The organism is Aquimarina muelleri DSM 19832, assembly GCF_000430665.1.
Classification (GTDB): Bacteria; Bacteroidota; Bacteroidia; order Flavobacteriales; family Flavobacteriaceae; genus Aquimarina; species Aquimarina muelleri.
Map to the genome: position 1 here is coordinate 1 of NZ_AUML01000023.1, position 18,523 is coordinate 18,523.

The following is an 18,523-nucleotide window of genomic DNA, read 5'->3' on the forward strand; positions in this document are numbered from 1 at the left end:
GAACTCAAACAAGATTTTGGACTAGATAACTTTTGTCTCCAAGATTTTTGGGCTACTGAAGCTTCATTTAGATGTATAATGATGGCTTATAATCTGATGAGTTTGTTCCGACATTTTGCACTAAACCATCATAATCGGGCAACATTAAAAACCTTAAAAGTCTATTGCTTTGCATTAGGAGCTTGGCAGGTTAAACACGCTAATAAAAAGGTGTTGAAGATTGCTTTACCTGCTAAAAAGAGACCTTGGATGGACGGATTATTTAGTCAAATTAAAAATCTGAACCCTCCTTTTGTATATTCTAACGCATAAACTGGGTTGAATAGTTTTTCGAACTTCTTTATTTTTAGTTAAGTCAATCTTCATTGGTAAAAAAAACTTCTCTTTTCAATTCTATTAATTAGTTCTTGTTTCTTTTAGATAAATGGATAAACTTGAATGTCAATTTGTCATTTTTTTTAGATAAAAAATGACAATAATTATGTTTATTTGGAAATGTTTGTTGCTATTTCAGTAAATTTTATGTGTAAAAATGTCATATACCTATTTTGGTATTTTATTTGTAAATATAACATCGGAATCAATAAAGATTTCAATTTTGAAATAATGTTTAATTTAAAATTTTGTAATTATGAGCAATTTAGTAAGTGTTCTTAAAAACGGAAGTTTGTCAAACACTAATTCAAATGCAAATTTCCCATCTATGTCTAATTGGTTAGATGATATCTTTAATAGAGATTTACCATCAGTATTTACCTCAAATTTTAATACTGGAATTTCTTTACCAAAAGTCAATATTAAAGAAACTGCTGATACTTTTATGGTAGAAATGGCTATTCCAGGTTTTAAAAAGTCAGATTTTCATCTAGAACTTGATAATCAGGTATTATCTATTTCGACAGAAACAAAGGAAGAAAATGAACACAAAGAAGAGAATTATACTCGTAGGGAGTTTGGCTACTCTTCGTTCAAAAGAACCTTTAATTTACCAGAAAGTGTAAATGATGAAAAGATTAATGCAAATTATAAAGATGGAATTTTAAGTATTCTTTTACCAAAAAAAGAAGAAGCAAAACAAAAGCCAGCCAGAAGCATTAAGGTTTCATAATTGTATCACTAAAATTTTATTAAAGTATTGATGATGAGGTTGATTTCTCAGCCTCATCATTACTCTTATATTAATTATTTACATAGATATTGTTATGCCAAGAAAGTTTAAACCTGGTGATTGGGTAAAATTAAAAGGGAAAACTTCTACTCCAAAAATGGAAGTGCTTAACTATATTCCAAAAAAGAATTTACTTTTTGGTTTGGTTGATAATGATACTTATTTGAAATGTGTTTGGTATAAAAATGGGGAGAGAAAATTAGAAGTTTTCCATCAAGATAGGTTAATAAAAATGATTAAAACTGGTGGTTTGTTTAAAGTATAGCTTTTAATAAATCTTATTTATTAAACTTAAAACTTAAAATGATGAAAATATATATATTAATGTTAGCTTTATTAAGTGTTAGTTGTAAAGGACAAGAAAACAAAACTAATATAGACGAAGAGCCTAAAGGTACTTGGAAGGTTGATAAAGAATTTGACGAAAACGGAAATTTAATAAGATATGACAGTATTTATTCTTGGTCATCCGATAATAAGTTTGATAATCTATCATCTATAGATAGAGATAGTTTGATACAATCTTTTAAATCAAGGTTTTTTACAAATTTTGAAAAATTTGAAGATGAAGGATTTGAAGATGTTTTTTCTCAAGACTCCCTTTTTAGCGAGCGTTTTTTTAATGACGATTTTTTTGGAAGTAGTTTTGGAAAAGACTTTATGGATATAGATAAAATACGACAACAAATGATAGTAAAACAAAAGAAGTTTTTAGAAAAATATCAGTCAGAATTTATGAAACCTGAAGACGAAAACTAAATAGTTTTCGTTTTTTTTTAGAGATGGCATATCAAAAAAAGGTGCGATTATAGATACAGTTATTGTAAAGGCTAAAAATCCAATTGGATAAAAATTAAGTTTTATGGATATGATAATTGATAGAACTATTAATGTAATTGTACAAACAGCTATTATTGCTAAAATTCGATTTGTTTTTTCTTACTTTTTATGTAAAATTTGTGTTTCAATTTTTTGAGGTTGTTGTTTGGATATTCTTACTAAGGGGGGATTTAGGTAAACTTAGCAGAACTGTTAGAGCTTCGATGTGGTACTAATTACGCGGTTGGGTTATTTGATTAGTTGCGATTTTTGTTTTACTATAATTTGAATTCAGTGATATTTTTTTTAGTATCAAAGATATGAGGGTAATGTTCTTTCGCATTTTTTATCATAAACTCTAAAGGAACATCTTTGAAATGCCCATAATCATCAAGGTATTCCATAAAAAGATTTCCTTCGTCATTAAATTGTTGTAAAAAAGAATTATTTTCTCCATCAAATTCTAAAGGAGAAACATGGCATATTCTACACATAGATTTATTAAAAGCTGGAGATAGTTTAAGCCATTTATCATTTAAAAAGACATTTACCATTCCGTGTGGTGTTAGCACATTCGTTCCAAATTTTTCCGTCAATCTTTCTACTCCGATATGGTTTTTAACTTTCCCTAAATGAAGTCTAGCTGGAATTCCTAAAGCTCGAAGACAAGCAATCAATATTATAGATTTTTCAACGCAATGTCCTTTTGACTTTTTAGCAATAATACTTGCTTTAAAATTCTCTTTTGAAAAGCTAAGATTATATGGGTCATATCTCCAAGAGTCACGGACTTTTAAATACAAACGTATAGTTTTTTCTTTTGTAGATAATGATTCTATTTTAAAGTCAGATATGAGTTGTTGAATTTCATCACTTTCATAGTCAAAATAATATGTAGATTCTAAATAATTCATTTTTCTATTATTTATGTTTTTGCTTGTAGCCAACAATAGATGTACGTGTATCTTTACAGATATATTTATATACTCATAAATCTAGGGATTTTAGATTAATTAGCATCCTTAGGGAATATGGCTCTAGTAGAGTTTCAGAACTTAATATGTTTTATTATTGGGAGTTAGGTTATCAATTAACGTAACGATTGACTATATAATAAAAGCCGTATAAGAGATTGGTGTAGCCTGTCCTGAGCTTGACGAAGGATACGGTGGTACTTCGATAAACTCAGTAGAGCTGAGAGAGGTTTAGGGGTGAAATACCCCTTTTCTTACTCGACTGTGTTTTCGTGCTATTTGTCTGTCTGTATTATTGATATTAAATGTTTTGAAATTCCCTTTTGGATTCCTTCAATTATTTCATTCATAAAATATGATTTGTATTCATTTTCTATTTCAAAAAGAATAGTTTTATTTTTCATAATACCGTCTCCATTTGCATTGGATTCTAAAATTTTTAATTCATAACCAGATTCTTTCAAATCCAATGAACAAGAAATCTTATAATCCTTTTTCTTTGTGGCAGATTTTAATGACAACATTTTTTTAGCCCATGTTATATTATTAATTTCTTCTTCTTCTAAATCTTTACCGAATATTTCATATGGTTTTATTTCTACTTCTTTGTCTGCAAACATTCTCGCTGCTCCCATTATTGAGTTATTTACAGTTTTTGTTTTTCGGTATTTGAAATGGTCAATATGAATTTCATTAGAAGTTTCGGCAAAAAAATCACTGAATTTATTTAATAGCTTATTTAGTGGAGACCATAAATCATTATCAATGTGATTAATTAAGTCATAACTGACTTTAGGAGTATTGAATATCTTTGTTTGCGTAAGTTTTTCTCTTTTTAAAATTTCTATTTGTTTTTCTATATCTCCTAACTCATCAATATCTTCTCCTTTTCCTGCTTTGATGTTAAGTTTTAAAGAGGCAATAGCTTGTTCTTCTACGTATTCAATTAGGGAAACTAAATCTCCTGTGTCTGCTTTTTGCAGAGCTGTTAAATAAGTTTCTTTGTCTTCTGATTTTATAATTACTATAGGATAATTATGCTTTAATAAAATATAGTTCATTAGTAATCTTGAAACGCGACCATTTCCATCATCAAAAGGATGGATACAAACGAATTTGTAATGAAATTCCGCAGCTAATTGAACTGGATGAAGCACGTCATTTTTTTCTTGATACCAGTTTAATAAGTCTCTAATTAAAGCAGGAGTTTCTTCTGGAGAAGCATATTCATGTATTTCTCCATTTTTTAATTGAACACTATTTGGTGAAGTTTTGTACTGCCCAATTTCAATTTTTTTTCGAGTTGGAGTTCCGTTTGGAGAAATAGCATCTTTCCAAAATGGTTTTACAAGAATGGTTTTATTTAACTCTTTTATGAATAATTCAGACAATGGGCGTTCATTGTCCTTTGCCATTTCTACAATTTGAGAAAGAGCAACATCGTGAGCTTTCATTTCTTCAATATCACTTACAGGAACATCTCCAGAACTTTTGTCAAAAAAAAGTAAAAGTTGAGTTTGACCGTAAGTCAAAGTGTTTCCTTCAAGATGATTTGAGTTATAATTAAATTCAAGCCTGACTTTTTTTTGAAGTTTTTTCTGATTTTCTTCAGAAAAGGGAATAAGTTGGTCAAGTTCCGACTTTAGCTTATCTATTGTTTGTATATTTTGGGTGTTATAATTCATTCTTAGGTATGTTTTTGTTAGAAACGAGTAGGTCTTTTACATCAACCTCTAATATTTCGGATATTTTGTATAAATCTTCAATACTTGGTTGTCTTCTATTTTGAACATAAGAATTAATCATATTATAGCTTTTGTCAAGTTTGTCAGAAAGCCAAGTTTGTTTTATTCCTTTAGATTCAAGTATCTCTTTAATTCTATTCATTAAATATCATATTATGAGATAAAAATACGTCATTAAATTTGATTCTTGTATAATTATAGATTTTTTTACATGAAACACAAAGATGATGGTATGGGAAGCGTACAAATTGGTAAGGAGTAACAAAGGTAGTGCAGGAGTAGATAGGTAGTCCAGATACGGAGGTACTTCGATAAACTCAGTAGAGCTGTGAGAGGTTTAGGGGTGAAATTCCCCTTTTCCTACTCGACTACCAGCAGTTTTTATTCCAACATCCAATTTACTAATTCTTTTTCATTTACTATTGACCAAGAATGTGGATGTCTTTCTCTGTTTGCTCGGTAACCTCGATTTTCTGTGTTTATCAACTCAACATTTTTTTGTCCAAATTCGTTTTTTAATTTGTCTGATAATTTTTGAATATAAAATGCATTTAAATCTTCATAATCATTTTTAGCGTATTCTTTCCACCATTTCAGGTCAGGCTCTGTATAAAGTCTGATTTTTAGTTTTTCTAATCCTTTTAAATTACCAATATTTTCCGTAACTAATGTATAAGGTGAATTTTGTTCGTAAGCCTTAATACCTTTCGATGGATTTCCAAATTCTTCATCAAACATATTTTTAATCCAAGTAGATTCTTGCATAGATGATTCTGAAAAATTGAGTTTTAAGTTCTTCTCAGCAGTTCGATAAAGCCCAAGAAGGTCAATTGGTGAATCTACTATAAAAACACCTTTTGGTTGAATTTTGTTATTGCTTTTCACAAGATAATCACTAATTAATAAACTGACATTTCCACCACTTGAAAATCCGCCAATAAAAATATTTTTTTTAGACAGATTTTGTTCCTCAATTATTCTTTTTAAATGTTCCGCTAATTCTTGTTTTTCTTTTTGGTTCAAATATAAAAGTTGATTTAAGTTCATTGCTAAAACTGAAAAGTCGTTTTTTATACTTATTTCTGTAATTTTAAATTCGGACAATGTATTTTCGGCGTCACAAGGGAAACAAGGAAATAAAATCAATAATCCTTTTTGATTTTCGGCTTTTATTAATTTAAATTCGTCATTCTTTATAATTTCAGATTTCGGTTTTTCAGTCCGATTTTTTTCTTCGACTTTTTCTTTGCAAGAAGTCGCAATTAAAAGCAGAATTATAATGTAATTGACGGTTTTCATAAATTGTGAGCAATTGCTTAATATATGTATTGTAGCGGGGCAAAATGTTACCTAGCCTGCGACATTCTCTGCGCAGATTTTATTCTTTTTTTTAGCTTTAAAATCACTGCGCCATCATAAATATACAAGAACCAATCGATTAATCACTAATAAGCTATGAACACATATATAGTGTGTGTATCCAGAATGGGTATCTATTATTTATCGAAGATAAATAATTAATCTAGAGGGTGCAAGTTGGATACATTACTATGGGAAGATAAAGCGTAACTCCCTAAAACCTGTCTTTTATTACCTCCATCATCGAATCATTAAATGGATTTTGAACAAGTATAAACGCTTCAAAGGAAGTCGGGTTTTAGCCGTAAAATAGCTAAGGCGTATTACAAGAGATTATCCAAATATGTTTTATCATTGGAAGTTAGGTTATCAGTTAACTTAACGATTGGCTACATAATAAAAGCTGTATAAGAGATTGGTATAGCCTGTCCTGAGCTTGACGAAGAATACGGCGGTACTTCGATAAACTCAGTAGAGCTGTGAGAGGTTTAGGGGTGAAATCCCCCTTTTTTTACTCGACTAGCCACTGGCTCTTCTCTTAGTTAATAATCTTGAATTAATACTTCCGTTGGAATATGAAGAGTAGTATTCAATTTTCTAATCATATTTAAAGTCAGTTTACGTTTTTTATTCAAAATCTCACTAACTCTACTTTTAAAGCCAACAACTTCAGCTAAGTCTTTTTGTTTCATTCCCATTTGTTCCATTCGGAATTTAATAGCCTCAATTGGATCAGGCATTCCAATTGGGAAATTTTCGTTTTCAAATCGGTCAATCAAGATTGAAAGTATTTCAAGTTCGTCTCCTTGTTCAGTTCCTTTTTTTGAATCAAAAATTTCCTCAAGTCTTTCGAGTGCATTTTGATAATCTTTTTCGTTTCTAATAGGTACAATATTCATAATCAGATATTATTTGCGTCAATTTTGTCATATTCAGCGTGAGTACCAATAAATCTTATCCAACAAATTTGAAATTCGAAATTGAACTTCACAATTAATCGATAGTTATTTCCCTTAATATTGTAGACAATTTTGTTGTCCTTTAAAATACTTGCGCTAGGATATTCACTTTTTAATTCGTTTAAATTATTCCATTCGGATTTCTCGGTTTCTCTATACCACGATTTTAATTGTTCTTCACAATCAGCGTGTTTTTCCCAAAAATCGCGTAAAGCTCGTTTTGCGATTACTCTCACATTATAATTGTTTGACGCAAATATAATAAAAAAAGTTACCAATATGGTAATTGTTATGATTTTTTAATGGTTGCACTTTTTGTGTATTCTTTACATTACGGGACTACAGGAAGTTTTTATCCAGCTGCCATCAGGTTGTTTATCAAACGAACAAGTTATAAAACCTGAATTTTGTGTTATATTATAAGTAAAGATTCTATAAGTTATAAAAGCTGAATTATGTTTTAGATTAAATACAGGGTATGAATATATTTTTACTTCGTCAAAACCAGATTCTGATTTAAAATCAATCCACCAATTTCTAGAATAAATTCTATTTTCTTTTGAAACTTCAAAGACGTCTATCAACTTTCCTTTAATAGTTATATCTCCTTTAGACCAATAGGGTTTTCTTCACTTGCTTTTTTTAATTATTTATTAATATAATCCAAATCTTCGACTCGAAAAACCGGTTCTGAATCAAGATCTGTGAGCATTTCTATTGATTCTTTGGAATACGCATTACCTAATATTAAAACACCAATTTTATCAGCAATAACATTAGGCTTCGTATTATTATATGTGTAGTTATCCATAATTTCAATAATAGCCCTTACATCATCTTTATTATCTCCCTCATCCTTACAGTTTAGAAAACAAAATGGTAATATTAGTAAAATCGTTATTTTAATATTCTGTGTTCTTTGTACTTGCATCTGGTATTTTGTCAAATTTAATATGTCCATATTTATTGTCGTGATGTTTTACTACTGAATCATATATATTATTACCCACAATTTTTTTAAAATTTCTTTGAAAAGAATACATTAAATTTAGTCCTTCATCATATTTTCTAAGATACATAATAGCCTCTACGATTCCTATTTCTTCTGATGAGGCCAGAATTTCTAACTTTTCTTCTAAACTCCATTTCTTGTATTTCATTTATCAAAGGTATTATTTGAAATTTAAAAGAATTGTCCGGACTTATAAGGGGCTAAACTACAACCTTACTACAATCTTATCAAACCGTAAAGGAAATATGTGAAAAACGAAAAAGAAAGTACAAACCAAACTTCACAGAGGCACTTAACCGTATGAAAAACAGTATTGTTTTATTGTTTTGCATACAACAAGATATAGTGATGGGGTATTTAAAAGAACTAGAGGGTTTATTTGCGTCTAATCTTGAAATGGTAAGAGACGATAGGTCTTTTGATAGAAATTTCAGGAAAAGTAAACGCATATATCCAATGTCTTATAAAAACGCTTTCTAAAGAAACTGAAATAAATCCATATTAACCTTATTATTAAGCTTATCAAAAGATCGGTAATAGAACAGCTATGCCATACTTTTATGACTTGTTAAACTTGTCATTATGATAGAATTCCGTAAGGGAGTGTAAGTTAAAAATACCTATGAATTAGAAAAAAAGAGAAGAATAAAATATTTTTAAATACACTTGATTTCTTAACTAAACGACATTGGAGGTTTAGGGGTGAAATCCCCCTTTTCCTACTCGACTACAAAACGTTTATTTTATTTATTTTCGATAAATCGTTAAAATTTGATGGTGATATTGTAATGAATCATTAACCTTATAAGAAACCAAATTACAGTCCCATATTTTACGAGTCATAGTTTGTCTTTGAATAGATTCCTTTTTTATATCTGATATAGAATAATGTAATGAATCATTTATAGTAAATATAGTTGTTCCTTTTTCTAATTCGTTAAATACAAAAGGAGTAATTTTAATATATCTCCCTTTAGAATTTACATGTAATAAATGGTCACTTTTAATTTTATTAATGTATAGGCTTTGTAATTCTATTTTTTCAAATTTTTTTAAAATGAGTCTACTGAGTATAGTCGTACTAATTTTGCAATCTTTCTTCTCTTCATCACAAGAAATTAACAAGCTAAATATAGCTATAAACCCAATAAATATTCGTGTTTTATTTACCTGCAACATACCCATAATAATTAGATCTAAATGATTCGGGGTTATTTATAATATTTTCAAAGCCTCCCCAAGTAAAAACTTTGAATTCGTATTCATCCCAACTAAGCGTCCCTCCAACAATACCCTCGAAAACAACCCAATGTTCAATTGTTGTAAAAACCCCAGATTTTATATTATTTATCATGTTTGTGTTAATAAATAAACATATATCGTATCCTTCTAAATATAAATCTTGTAGTTTTTTCAATTCTTTGGCAGATATTTCACCAAAATCTTGACTGTCTTTGTTGAAAATTAAATTTGTATCATTAATTATATTTTTAAATCCTAAAATCTCCTTCATGAGTTTTTTTATTTCATGAGGTAATGTTGCACCTGAAAATTCATCTAAAGATGATTTACTCATTTCTCCATTATAATTAATAAGTAAGTCATTTTCTTGATCTCTAACACAAGAAAAAGGAATCCAATCTATATAAGGCATCTTGCTATAAGATTGAGGGTATTGAGAATTAGTAACAGGATTCATTTTTAACAAATGCTCACTATTGCTAACGTCTACATTGTATGAGTTACATTTTGCAACTCCAGTTTGGTGTAAGTCAAGTATAAAGTTCTTGTAAGTGTTGAAATCTTTTTTTGCTAAAATGTAGAATATAGAAGCCATCCCACAAGTTGGAGTTCGACTTTGATTTGCTAATTCAGGATATTTTTCCCTTTTATTAAGTTCATTTTTAATTTTTTTTCTATCAAACCATCTAAAACGGTTGTGATGAAATACCCCTAATTCAGCCTCATTTTCTTTTTTCTCTATGTAAGCATAAAAGGTTATGGTTTTACCACATAATTCTAAATCATTTGCTTTAAAAGTTACTTTTTCTCCTGTTTCTTTACATGCTCCTACAAAAGTACTTCCATCATCGGGTTCATAGGTATAGCCCCATTTTATTTGGTTAAGGTTACTAGGGATTTCGTCATTTCTAAATTTGGTAACTTTCAGAGTATACTCTTTTCCATAAATAAACCCCATTTTATTATTAGTATTACCATTAGTTGACCCTTCATCAAGTTCTATAACTTCAATTTTTTCTACAAAGTATTGTTTTTTTTCTTCATTACCTACAGCCTGATAAGGCATTTTCTCACTTGGAAAAACCCAACTCTCTTGCCAAGGTTTTACTAGGGTAACACCTTTTACTTCTTGTATAGCCGCAGAGATTGTCATTGTTACTGTCATCGGTTCTTCTCCTATAGCAGTAAATTTTTCTTCCCAATAGATTAAAGCAGTATCATTAAATTTGTATTCAAAAAGGATGGTACCATCAAAATCACCTTCATAAAAAACGATTTTGCATTCTGTTAATGTACAGAATTCATCTTTTGGACTGTGAGTCATCCAACGAAGTAGTCTGTCATCATCATAACCAGAAGCAAAGGCTAGAGTAACAAGTCCTCCCTGTGGGATTTCACCACAGCGACCTGTTTTATGATTTAAAAATCTATTATATTCTAAATCTGTCCATAACAATTCTCGAATAGTTCCCAAAACGAATAATTTGGCTTTGATCATTGGTTAGTTTTTTAGGTTTTAAGAGCTAGCCATTATTTTTGTCCAATGGTTTAGAACACTAAGTGTAAGATGAGCGATAGCGTCTTTGATTAAATCGTTTGCGCAGCGATAGCGAAGACAAACTATTTGAGCAATGCAATCTTACATAGTGTGTGTCCAACATGGGCATTGTTTATGTATCGAAGATAAATAATTCATATATAGTACGCAAGACTCTTATGGGCGGAAGTGCCTTTTTGACTATTGCTCAGGACAGGCTTGTTAAGCCATTAGTAAGCTCAATATCCAGAGGTAAAAGAAAAGGATACGTTCCTATGATTGACTACATAAATAAGGAGCAAACTTCGATTTGGTGAACCGCCTGTTACGAGACCCGTATGGCAGGTGGTACTTCGATAAACTCAGTAGAGCTGTGAGAGCCTCAACGCGGTAATTAATTACCGCGTCGGGCTACTCGATCAGGACACGTTTTTATATTTTAAATTCAACTCACTATCAATTCTTTCAAGTATTCTATTTTGAGATATAAATTCAAAATCCGTGGCTTTAAGTTTATATAAATCCAATTGCTTTTTGTAATGATTAAATTGTCTAACTGAAAAAGTCAAGTAAAAAACAAAAGGCGATAAAAAACTAAATTTAGAAAAATCATAAGCATTAAGTGAAAGATTTGAAAATTCCCAATTATTTATACTTAAATGAAGTAAATAAAAACAGACTATTCCAATAATAATTATAATAAGTGAAATAAGAATTCTTGATTCCCATTTCCTCATTTCTTTTTTATAGAATTTAGTGTTTTTAGTTATTTCGTTTTTCTTTGCCATTCATTACAAATAATCGTTTCACAAATATACAGACTAACTTATTGTTAATCAGACCTATATATAAAGAGTTGTTAACTAAAAATAAGAATATAATTGATATATTATTAAAATATATATTATTATATGAGTAATTACCTGTAAATTAGTATTTTGCAATTAGAATATAATCATATATACTACCAAATGAGCAAAAATGTTAAAATCTTTTTATTAAAAGGAATTTCAATTGATTTTGAAACTGATGTAAAAGAGTATAATCGTTTACATAGTGTTATAGGATATTTCACAAATTTAAAAGAATTACATAGTCAGTTTGAAAAGAATTCAATTCAATCATATTCAACAATATGTAGTCATATGAATGAGAAAGGTTTTTATAAGACTAAAAACCCTGTAATTAAATTTAAAAGGGCTGTACATAAGTTTAATGAAATTACAATAACGCAAGTGGAAACCAATAGATTATATCAGAAAGGTGATTATATAGATTTATCAGAGATTTTAAAAAAGGAAGCAAGTGTAATTAATACGAATAAAGCATTTCTCAATTTTTAGTCCAAATGTGTCCTAACAATAGAGTATGTGTACTAGTACACATATATCCATTATATTTCTTACAAATCTAGCAGATTTTTTTGATAGATCTCAAATTATTTGTTGCTACTTGCGTTTAGGTTTTCATTGCATATAAACTAGAGCCTAGATTTTTAAATGGTTCTATACTGTTTTAGATAACAAGCAATTGTATGTGTAAAGTTACTGTGGATGATTCTGGGGTTCTAGTGGAACATCAAAAGTTACTGTGAATGATTCTGGGGTTCTAGTGGAACATCAAAAGTTACTGTGGATGATTTTGGGGCTCTAGTGGATCATCAAAAGTTGCTGTGGATGATTTTGGGGCTCTAGTGGATCATCAAAAGTTGCTGTGGATGATTCTGGGGCTCTAGTGGATCATCAAAAGTTACTGTGAATGATTCTGGGCTTCTAGTGGATCATCAAAAGTTACTGTGGATGATTCTGGGGTTCTAGTGGATCATCAAAAGTTACTGTGGATGATTCTGGGGTTCTAGTGGAATATCAAAAGTTACTGTGGATGATTCTGCAGCTCTTGTAGAGCTGCAGAACTTGCTGCTAATGCAAAGACTTGATTAGGTATATTATTTCTTACTCTCCTTCAATAATAGCATCTATAGTTTTTGCCAGAGTAAAGTCTTTTTCGGTAATACCACCTGCATCGTGTGTAGAAAGACTTATCTGCAATTTATTATACACATTAGACCAATCGGGATGGTGTTGTTGTGCTTCGGCTTCAAAAGCAATTCTGGTCATTACCGAGAATGCATCTTTAAAATCATTAAACTCAAAAGTAGTATGTATTGCATTTTCATGATATTCCCAACCATCTACATTTTTTAATCTTTCTGTAATCTCTGATTCTGATAATTTTGCCATTATTATAATTTGTTAGTTATACTTGTTTTAGTTAAGTCCTAATTCCTCTCGCAAGGACTCGTCTGTATTGCTGTTTTTACCCCAATAGGCAGATTTAATACTTTTAATTTTGGTTGCCTTTGTGGTCATCTTTTTTGCATTAGCACCAAATCCGCTTATATATGTTTCTTCCCAGTGTTCTATGGTATACGGAAAAGAATTGGTAAAGGTAATGCTAATACTTCGATCCAGCTCTGGATACTCTATAGTATATGTACTGGTAGCATCTTCTTTTTGTAGGCTTGCCTTGGCAGTATATGCTTTTATTTGTTGGTGTCGTAACCTGCAAAACTCAAAAGAAGGAATAACTTGTATATTGCCCAGTGGCAGATCTTCTGGATCTATCCTGATTTTTGCCCACAATTCATTTTCTAAAATTGCTTTGTCTAGTAGTAGGTTTTGATCTGCTTCCTTTTCAAAATAGGAGTGTGATGTTACTTCAAATAGTGTTCTGTTGTTTAATTGTGCATATACATGCCCACACCATTCTTGTATAGAATTAGATACTTTAATAGCATGTTGGTTATCGGCTACAGGATAAAATGTACTTTGCATAATAGAATAGGGGTATATTCCTGTATTAAAATTTTTGGTAGCATTTAATTTTAATACCGGTATATTGTTAGGGCTGTTAGTATCTGCTTTAACTTGTTCTTTAGGTAGAAAATCTTCGGTAACATAAATAAGTACCGCAGTTCCTTTTCGTATTTCGCCATATCTGGCTTGTTCTAATTGGTAAGATGATATTTCGGCTTGACCAGCATACCAGTACTTTTTAAATTCTTCAGAAAGGGATTTTGCAGGTTTTGTGTTTTCTACAATGTCTTTTTCTACTGTTTTAGCAGATGCATCTGTTTGCACGTTACTACAAGCAATAATCGCTAATATACTTAGTATTGCAAATAATAATATAGGCTTTTTCATGATAATGCTTTTATATAGCAAATTACAATAAAGCTTGGGTTTAATATATGTTGTTAACGTTTTGGTAACTTTTGTTTTTAGAGATATCCAGAAGAGAATAGCTTGAAAAAATTGAAATATAGAGATCCGTAAATAAATACTTCTTTAAAGCAAAACCATCTTTTTCATGCAAGCTTGGTTAGCATATCATACACCAGATGGGTAGGGAGCCCCATGACATTAAAATAGCTACCTTCAATATTCGATATTCCTATAAAACCTATCCATTCTTGTATTCCGTATGCTCCGGCTTTATCCAAAGGTTTGTAGGTAGTTACATAATATTCTATTTCTTCTGTAGTAAGATCCTTAAAAGTTACTTTGGTACTATCGTGTACAACTTTTGTTCCTGTAGAGGTTTTAAAACAAACAGAAGTAATGACCTCGTGCGTGTCGCCTGATAAGGAGTGTATCATCTGGATTGCATCTTTTAGATCTTTAGGTTTGCCCAAAGCTTTGTTGTTATGCCAAACGATGGTATCACTGGTAATTAAAATATCATTCAGTTTTAGATCAGTAAAAGCATTTGCTTTAAGCTGTGCCAAATAATCCGAAATTTCTTGTGCTTTAAGATGATCCGGATATATTTCTTCGATCTCTTTTAGTTGTATCGTAAAATCTAATCCTAAATCTTTAAAAAACTGTTGCCGTCTGGGAGAGCCAGATGCCAGAATTATACGGTGATTTTTTAAAATATCTTTTAGCATATTTTTATAATAGAATAAATTGATAAAATAATAAGGAGATAGATGCTATTATTAAAATTATCTTTAGAAGTAAAGATAACCGAGTGAGTTGTTTATCCGATTCTGCACTAAAACTTTTAATCATAAAATAAAGTAGAGGGGCAATGAGTAAAAGTAAAACCATAATGACGGCAGTACTGTTAGAAAAAAGATAGGTATAGATATAATAAATAACCATAGCAATAGGAACAATAGTTAGTATACCAACAAGTTTTGTTGTTCGTTCTTTTCCTAAAGCCATTGGGATGGTTTTAATTCCTAAACGGTGGTCTCTGTCTATATGCAAACCATCTTTTACTATTTCTCTAAGTAAAACAATCATAAATGCAAATACCGAATAATCTAGTATGATAGAAAAGATAACAGTTTGGGATTCTCTGTTTTTTTCGGTTATAGCAGGAAGAAGATCAAAAATACCTACTACGATCAAACTTAATGCTATCAGTAAAGCAGGGATTACATTTTTAAGAATAATAATTTCTTTTAAATAAGAAGCATAGATATAAAAGATACCCGATGTTATAATAAACAAGGCTGCAAAACCAGATTTACCGATAAGATTAGAAAGGTAGAACCCTATTAGAACTCCAATAACATTAAAAATTATGAATAATCGATTAGCGGTTTTTTCGGTTATTTTTCCTTGCAACAAACCTTTTGCAGTAGAACCTTCCTGATTATAAATATATATAATTATATTTCCTGCCGCAGCAATACAAACAGTAGCAAGTATTAAAAGAGCAATACCTAAACCATTTAAAGTAATTGCAATATTAAAAGGTTCAAAAAGACCGTACTTTATACATAACTGAGCAAAGGCAATTAGTAATAGGTTATCAAATTTTATAAGCTTTAAATAGGATTGCATAGAATTGATTAGTTAGTTGGTTCGCAAATGTAATAATTAATACTAATTTTTAATCTATTAACATAGATACTTCAAATCCCTATTTTATGCATGATTACTGTTTCTATTAACGTTAATGAGGGGTTAATAGCTTTAGTTTTTGCCGATACTACTAGTGTTTGTTTTAATTTTGGAAAGAACACCAAAAATTATATACTAAAGGTTTTATAAATTTTAAAGATAGAAATCTATACTTATGATGAAACAAAAAATAAACATACTCATTATTATTTCTATCATCACATTACTAGCGCTTTCTGGGATTCAAGGGTATTTGATTTACAATACATACCAATTAAAAAAAGATGTATTTATAAAAGAAACCAAAAAATCGGTTTCTAGTATAGATAATACCAAAGAAATGGATTCTATATCAGAACTTTGGTATAATCAGTTAACAAAAAATCTAGGAGAATATAAAAAGAATAAACTCCTTAAAAAAGAAACGATAGAGTTGTTCAAACCTTTTACAGATTCCTTAAATACTATTTTTAGAGAGTATTATAATAAAGAGATAGATAAAGCCAATTTAGGATATGCATTAAAATATAAGAAAACGATTAAAAGTATAATCCTATACGATAATGATACTTTGGATACTATTTTTTTGAATAAAAACGGAGAAAGTTATTTTTTGTTCGGAGAAAGTTTTCCGGATAAGGAAGGAAATGTGATTAGTAAAGGAAGATGGTTTACAGAACATGATGTAGAAGATGATAGTAGTGGCAGTATTATAAAAACAGAACTTACTATAGAAATTAAGACCGAGGATGCAATTAGTATTATTGGATGGAAGAGAATTGTTTTTGGGCAAATGGCAAGTTTGTTTATGTTCTCCCTCTTACTGTTAGTATTTGTAGTAGGATTACTTTTTTACTCTATAAAAACAGTGATACAGCAAAAAAAAATAGCCGATGTGCGGGATGATTTTATTAATAACATCACTCATGAGCTTAAAACTCCCTTAGCAACTTTGGGGATTGCTTCTAAAAGTTTGAGAAATAAAGAAACACAAAACTCCCCTAAGATATTCTCAAATGCGTTGGATATTTTGGATCGACAAAATAATCGATTACAAAAACTAATTGATCAGGTAATGAATAATACTCTAGGATCAGAAGAAATTGTTTTAAAGAAAGAAAAGTTTTTGGATACCCAATATTTTAGAGAAATCCTAGAGGATTTTCAGGTGTCAGTTCACCATAAAGAAGTCGAAGTAAATACTAAAATAGAGGTTAGAAAGGTGTATCTGCAAATAGATAGGTTTTTATTTACTACAGCAATATTCAATATTTTAGAAAATGCAGTTAAGTATGGAAAAGAAAAGGTTGCGATAACATTTAGAACAGAACTTAAAAAAGATGGATACGAAATTTCTATTCAGGATAATGGCATTGGGATTTCAGAAAAAGAATACGCTAAAATTTTCGAAAAATTTTATAGAGTAGCCACTGGTAATATTCATGATGTAAAAGGATTGGGATTAGGATTGTTTTATACCAATCAGATCATTAAAGCACATCACGGAAAAATTAGAATCGAAAGTAAACTCGAAGAAGGAACAAAATTTATAATAACCATACCTGTAATTTAATACGGATGAAACATATACTACTAGCAGAAGATGATTTTGATTTTGGAAGCATATTAAAACAATATCTGGAAATTCATAACTACACCGTAACCTGGGCAAAAGATGGTAAAGAAGCTTTAGAAATATTTACTAACGAGCAGTTCGATATCTGTGTGTTAGATGTTATGATGCCAAAAATGGATGGTTTTACATTAGCCGAAAAAATAATAGACCTGGATCCCGAAGTTCCTTTTATATTTCTTACTGCCAAAAAGATGAAAGAAGACAAGATAAGAGGACTAAAATTAGGAGCAGATGATTATATATCCAAACCTTTTGAAGCAGATATATTGGTATTAAAATTAGAGAACATTTTAAAACGAAGTAGAAAAGTAATTCTTCCTAAAGAAGAAGTTATTAGCATAGGAAACTATGAATTTGATATGATAAACCATAAACTAAAAATAGAAGGAGAGTCGCAACGATTAACAGAAAAGGAAACCATATTAATACAATACTTGTGGACACATAAAAATAGAATGATTAAAAGAGAAGATCTACTTACAGAAGTGTGGGGTAGTGATGATTTTTTCTCAGGTAGGAGTATGGATGTATTTATAAGTCGATTACGTAAATATTTTAAACAAGACACCAATATAACTATAGAAAGTGTGAGAGGAGTAGGGCTCACTTTTACTATACAATAAACGCATATCAATCATCAATCAATCATTAATCAAAAAACGAACAATTATGAAAACCTTAATTAGCATTTTAGTATACCTTATTCTAGGTTTATTAACTACAAAAGCCCAAACAATAACCACCAATTCATCATCGGTAACTGTAACTATTACAGACGATGATGAAGATAAAAGCTACTCCCGATCTTTTGTAGTGATAGATACCGAAAGAAATTATAGAGTAAAGGTTAGGTTTATGGAATCGATGAAAGAAAAAGTGAAATTATACTTAATCGATCAGTTTGGAAAAGAAAATATAATAATAAGTAGTGATACATATTTATGGAAACAAGAGGTCGATAATGATGAAGTCTATACAGTACAACTTAAAGAAAATAGATTACGAATTAATGTAGATAAAGAACTTGCATCACAAAAACTTATAAAAAAAATAAAAAAAGTAGGTGAAGAGTTAAAAATGATTACCTCAAAAGAAGAAAAAATATAAATCAAAAATAGAACAATAAGCTTAATGTATTTATATAATCCATTCTTAT

Annotated in this window: 22 protein-coding genes and 1 pseudogene; 9 read left to right on the forward strand and 14 right to left on the reverse strand. The window is 29.9% G+C overall.

Features of this window, described 5'->3' with window-relative positions; translation table 11 throughout:
* From H527_RS21810 to H527_RS0110135, 4 genes and pseudogenes are all read left to right on the forward strand, one after another.
* Window positions 1-312, forward strand: a pseudogene (locus H527_RS21810) (hypothetical protein); the annotation flags it as partial.
* Window positions 313-631: 319 nt separating this feature from the next.
* On the forward strand, window positions 632-1,108 hold the full coding sequence (locus H527_RS0110125) for an Hsp20/alpha crystallin family protein (protein WP_027412611.1): 477 nt from the start codon (window positions 632-634) through the stop codon (window positions 1,106-1,108).
* 94 nt (window positions 1,109-1,202) lie between these two features.
* Window positions 1,203-1,433 carry a hypothetical protein gene (locus H527_RS0110130; RefSeq protein ID WP_027412612.1) on the forward strand — a complete coding sequence of 77 codons (231 nt, stop codon included), beginning with the start codon at window positions 1,203-1,205 and terminating at the stop codon, window positions 1,431-1,433.
* Between the two features lie 41 nt (window positions 1,434-1,474).
* Window positions 1,475-1,927, forward strand: a complete 453-nt coding sequence (locus H527_RS0110135) for a hypothetical protein (protein ID WP_027412613.1) — start codon at window positions 1,475-1,477, stop codon at window positions 1,925-1,927.
* A gap of 338 nt (window positions 1,928-2,265) precedes the next feature.
* Here the strand turns inward: H527_RS0110135 and H527_RS0110140 are convergent, their stop codons facing one another.
* The 8 genes from H527_RS0110140 to H527_RS24560 all read right to left on the reverse strand — a co-directional run bounded on the left by H527_RS0110140 (window position 2,266) and on the right by H527_RS24560 (window position 8,184).
* Window positions 2,266-2,901, reverse strand: a complete 636-nt coding sequence (locus H527_RS0110140; RefSeq protein ID WP_027412614.1) for a transglutaminase-like domain-containing protein — start codon at window positions 2,899-2,901, stop codon at window positions 2,266-2,268.
* A 335-nt stretch (window positions 2,902-3,236) separates the two neighbouring features.
* Window positions 3,237-4,646, reverse strand: coding sequence for a Fic family protein (locus tag H527_RS0110145; protein ID WP_035087823.1), 1,410 nt, complete (start codon window positions 4,644-4,646; stop codon window positions 3,237-3,239).
* Complete coding sequence (locus H527_RS0110150) at window positions 4,636-4,848, reverse strand: helix-turn-helix domain-containing protein (protein ID WP_027412616.1); 213 nt, start codon at window positions 4,846-4,848, stop codon at window positions 4,636-4,638. The genes H527_RS0110145 and H527_RS0110150 overlap by 11 nt, the downstream gene beginning before the upstream one ends.
* A 239-nt stretch (window positions 4,849-5,087) precedes the next feature.
* The gene (locus tag H527_RS0110155) at window positions 5,088-6,005 is read right to left on the reverse strand and encodes a steryl acetyl hydrolase (protein WP_035087826.1); all 918 of its coding nucleotides are present in this window, start codon (window positions 6,003-6,005) and stop codon (window positions 5,088-5,090) included.
* Between the two features lie 602 nt (window positions 6,006-6,607).
* A complete protein-coding gene (locus H527_RS0110160; RefSeq protein WP_027412618.1) occupies window positions 6,608-6,964 on the reverse strand; it encodes a helix-turn-helix domain-containing protein in 357 nt (118 codons plus the stop codon).
* Between the two features lie 2 nt (window positions 6,965-6,966).
* A complete protein-coding gene (locus H527_RS0110165; protein ID WP_027412619.1) occupies window positions 6,967-7,260 on the reverse strand; it encodes a type II toxin-antitoxin system HigB family toxin in 294 nt (97 codons plus the stop codon).
* Between the two features lie 410 nt (window positions 7,261-7,670).
* Window positions 7,671-7,970 (reverse strand): hypothetical protein, encoded by a 300-nt coding sequence (locus H527_RS24195; RefSeq protein WP_162143815.1) that lies wholly within the window; start codon window positions 7,968-7,970, stop codon window positions 7,671-7,673.
* Window positions 7,927-8,184, reverse strand: coding sequence for a hypothetical protein (locus H527_RS24560; RefSeq protein WP_027412622.1), 258 nt, complete (start codon window positions 8,182-8,184; stop codon window positions 7,927-7,929). Before H527_RS24560 ends, H527_RS24195 begins: the two co-directional genes overlap by 44 nt.
* Window positions 8,185-8,336: 152 nt before the next feature.
* Between H527_RS24560 and H527_RS23950 the strand changes: the two genes are divergently transcribed.
* Window positions 8,337-8,516, forward strand: coding sequence for a hypothetical protein (locus H527_RS23950; protein WP_155837858.1), 180 nt, complete (start codon window positions 8,337-8,339; stop codon window positions 8,514-8,516).
* Window positions 8,517-8,783: 267 nt separating this feature from the next.
* Here the strand turns inward: H527_RS23950 and H527_RS0110185 are convergent, their stop codons facing one another.
* Entirely contained in the window at window positions 8,784-9,221 is a 438-nt protein-coding gene (locus H527_RS0110185; protein ID WP_155837859.1) for a hypothetical protein, read from the reverse strand.
* On the reverse strand, window positions 9,199-10,776 hold the full coding sequence (tssD, locus tag H527_RS0110190) for a type VI secretion system tube protein TssD (protein ID WP_027412624.1): 1,578 nt from the start codon (window positions 10,774-10,776) through the stop codon (window positions 9,199-9,201). Before tssD ends, H527_RS0110185 begins: the two co-directional genes overlap by 23 nt.
* Window positions 10,777-11,786: 1,010 nt before the next feature.
* Here tssD and H527_RS0110205 point away from each other — a divergent pair.
* Complete coding sequence (locus tag H527_RS0110205; RefSeq protein WP_027412627.1) at window positions 11,787-12,158, forward strand: hypothetical protein; 372 nt, start codon at window positions 11,787-11,789, stop codon at window positions 12,156-12,158.
* Window positions 12,159-12,767: 609 nt separating this feature from the next.
* On the opposite strand, the gene H527_RS0110210 is transcribed toward H527_RS0110205, so the two are convergent.
* From H527_RS0110210 to H527_RS0110225, 4 genes are all read right to left on the reverse strand, one after another.
* A complete protein-coding gene (locus H527_RS0110210; RefSeq protein ID WP_027412628.1) occupies window positions 12,768-13,055 on the reverse strand; it encodes a 4a-hydroxytetrahydrobiopterin dehydratase in 288 nt (95 codons plus the stop codon).
* Between the two features lie 27 nt (window positions 13,056-13,082).
* Window positions 13,083-14,018 (reverse strand): hypothetical protein, encoded by a 936-nt coding sequence (locus H527_RS0110215; protein WP_027412629.1) that lies wholly within the window; start codon window positions 14,016-14,018, stop codon window positions 13,083-13,085.
* 164 nt (window positions 14,019-14,182) lie between these two features.
* On the reverse strand, window positions 14,183-14,764 hold the full coding sequence (locus H527_RS0110220; protein ID WP_027412630.1) for a Maf-like protein: 582 nt from the start codon (window positions 14,762-14,764) through the stop codon (window positions 14,183-14,185).
* A 4-nt stretch (window positions 14,765-14,768) separates the two neighbouring features.
* Window positions 14,769-15,671: a geranylgeranylglycerol-phosphate geranylgeranyltransferase gene (locus tag H527_RS0110225; protein ID WP_035087829.1), complete on the reverse strand. Its 903-nt coding sequence runs from the start codon at window positions 15,669-15,671 to the stop codon at window positions 14,769-14,771.
* A 235-nt stretch (window positions 15,672-15,906) separates the two neighbouring features.
* On the opposite strand from H527_RS0110225, the gene H527_RS0110230 reads away from it, so the two are divergent.
* From H527_RS0110230 to H527_RS0110240, 3 genes are read left to right on the forward strand one after another with little or no spacing between them, the layout of a single operon-like run.
* Entirely contained in the window at window positions 15,907-17,304 is a 1,398-nt protein-coding gene (locus H527_RS0110230; RefSeq protein WP_229809278.1) for a sensor histidine kinase, read from the forward strand.
* Window positions 17,305-17,309: 5 nt separating this feature from the next.
* Window positions 17,310-17,990 carry a response regulator transcription factor gene (locus H527_RS0110235; RefSeq protein WP_027412633.1) on the forward strand — a complete coding sequence of 227 codons (681 nt, stop codon included), beginning with the start codon at window positions 17,310-17,312 and terminating at the stop codon, window positions 17,988-17,990.
* A gap of 46 nt (window positions 17,991-18,036) precedes the next feature.
* Window positions 18,037-18,474 carry a hypothetical protein gene (locus H527_RS0110240; protein ID WP_027412634.1) on the forward strand — a complete coding sequence of 146 codons (438 nt, stop codon included), beginning with the start codon at window positions 18,037-18,039 and terminating at the stop codon, window positions 18,472-18,474.
* Window positions 18,475-18,523: the final 49 nt, after the last annotated feature.

Excerpts from the sequence above, each read along its gene's own strand:
- H527_RS0110185 (WP_155837859.1), bottom strand. The coding sequence starts at position 9,221 with ATGGGTATGTTGCAGGTAAATAAAACACGAATATTTATTGGGTTTATA.
- H527_RS0110135 (WP_027412613.1), top strand. The coding sequence starts at position 1,475 with ATGAAAATATATATATTAATGTTAGCTTTATTAAGTGTTAGTTGTAAA.
- H527_RS0110160 (WP_027412618.1), bottom strand. The coding sequence starts at position 6,964 with ATGAATATTGTACCTATTAGAAACGAAAAAGATTATCAAAATGCACTC.
- H527_RS0110140 (WP_027412614.1), bottom strand. The coding sequence starts at position 2,901 with ATGAATTATTTAGAATCTACATATTATTTTGACTATGAAAGTGATGAA.
- H527_RS0110235 (WP_027412633.1), top strand. The coding sequence starts at position 17,310 with ATGAAACATATACTACTAGCAGAAGATGATTTTGATTTTGGAAGCATA.
- H527_RS0110205 (WP_027412627.1), top strand. The coding sequence starts at position 11,787 with ATGAGCAAAAATGTTAAAATCTTTTTATTAAAAGGAATTTCAATTGAT.
- H527_RS0110210 (WP_027412628.1), bottom strand. The coding sequence starts at position 13,055 with ATGGCAAAATTATCAGAATCAGAGATTACAGAAAGATTAAAAAATGTA.
- H527_RS0110125 (WP_027412611.1), top strand. The coding sequence starts at position 632 with ATGAGCAATTTAGTAAGTGTTCTTAAAAACGGAAGTTTGTCAAACACT.
- H527_RS0110155 (WP_035087826.1), bottom strand. The coding sequence starts at position 6,005 with ATGAAAACCGTCAATTACATTATAATTCTGCTTTTAATTGCGACTTCT.
- H527_RS0110220 (WP_027412630.1), bottom strand. The coding sequence starts at position 14,764 with ATGCTAAAAGATATTTTAAAAAATCACCGTATAATTCTGGCATCTGGC.
- H527_RS0110145 (WP_035087823.1), bottom strand. The coding sequence starts at position 4,646 with ATGAATTATAACACCCAAAATATACAAACAATAGATAAGCTAAAGTCG.
- H527_RS0110215 (WP_027412629.1), bottom strand. The coding sequence starts at position 14,018 with ATGAAAAAGCCTATATTATTATTTGCAATACTAAGTATATTAGCGATT.
- H527_RS0110150 (WP_027412616.1), bottom strand. The coding sequence starts at position 4,848 with ATGAATAGAATTAAAGAGATACTTGAATCTAAAGGAATAAAACAAACT.
- H527_RS0110225 (WP_035087829.1), bottom strand. The coding sequence starts at position 15,671 with ATGCAATCCTATTTAAAGCTTATAAAATTTGATAACCTATTACTAATT.
- H527_RS0110240 (WP_027412634.1), top strand. The coding sequence starts at position 18,037 with ATGAAAACCTTAATTAGCATTTTAGTATACCTTATTCTAGGTTTATTA.
- H527_RS24560 (WP_027412622.1), bottom strand. The coding sequence starts at position 8,184 with ATGAAATACAAGAAATGGAGTTTAGAAGAAAAGTTAGAAATTCTGGCC.
- H527_RS0110230 (WP_229809278.1), top strand. The coding sequence starts at position 15,907 with ATGATGAAACAAAAAATAAACATACTCATTATTATTTCTATCATCACA.
- tssD (WP_027412624.1), bottom strand. The coding sequence starts at position 10,776 with ATGATCAAAGCCAAATTATTCGTTTTGGGAACTATTCGAGAATTGTTA.
- H527_RS23950 (WP_155837858.1), top strand. The coding sequence starts at position 8,337 with ATGAAAAACAGTATTGTTTTATTGTTTTGCATACAACAAGATATAGTG.
- H527_RS0110130 (WP_027412612.1), top strand. The coding sequence starts at position 1,203 with ATGCCAAGAAAGTTTAAACCTGGTGATTGGGTAAAATTAAAAGGGAAA.